Source organism: Polaromonas sp. P1_G2 (assembly GCF_056405515.1).
This window is the reverse complement of the sequence record NZ_JBFUBY010000585.1, coordinates 1-801: the sequence shown is the minus strand read 5'-3', so window position 1 is coordinate 801 and position 801 is coordinate 1. Positions and strand designations below refer to the sequence as shown.

The following is an 801-nucleotide window of genomic DNA, read 5'->3' as shown; positions in this document are numbered from 1 at the left end:
GTCGAGTATGACTTCACCGCTTCGCTTGAGGAAAAGCTCGACAGCATTTCCGCCGGTGAGCTGAACTGGAAGGACGTGCTGCGCGATTTCTGGAAGGATTTCTTCTCCCAGATCGAGCAGACCAAGGAATTGCGCGTCAGCGACATTATCGACGCGATGAACGAGGCGCTGGCACCCCTGCTCTTCCCGGCCCGCGCCGATGGCGGCGATCCGCGCATCTGCCAGGTCTGCGGCACTGGCAAATTGTCGCTGAAGCTCGGCCGCTACGGCGCCTTTATCGGCTGCTCGAACTATCCGGAATGCAATTTCACCCGCCAGCTATCCAGCGAAGCTACGGACGAAGCTTCGGTTTCCAGCGAGCCGAGTTCCTTCGGTACCGACCCGATCACCGGCGAAGAGATCACGCTGCGTTCCGGCCGTTTCGGACCCTATGTCCAGCGCGGCGACGGCAAGGATGCCAAGCGCGCCAGCCTTCCAAAAGGCTGGACGCCGGACCAGATGAACCAGGAAAAGGCGATTGCCTTGCTCAACCTGCCGCGCGACATCGGCAAGCATCCCGAATCCGGCAAGATGATCTCGTCGGGCATCGGCCGCTACGGTCCGTTCCTGCTGCATGACGGCGGCTATGCCAATCTCGAATCGGTCGAGGATGTGTTCTCGATCGGTCTCAATCGCGCCGTCTCCGTCATCGCCGACAAGGCATTGAAAGCGGCTGAGGGCGGCCGTGGAGCCCGTGGCGCTCCGGCGGCGTTGAAGGAACTGGGCGATCATCCAAACGGCGGCAAGATCACTGTCCGGGAT

1 protein-coding gene is annotated in these 801 nt (G+C 61.4%); it reads left to right on the top strand.

The annotated features are described in order from the left end of the window. Positions 1 to 801, top strand: an 801-nt coding sequence (locus AC1D0P_RS26335; protein ID WP_477679421.1) for a topoisomerase C-terminal repeat-containing protein, incomplete at both ends; no start/stop codon positions are given.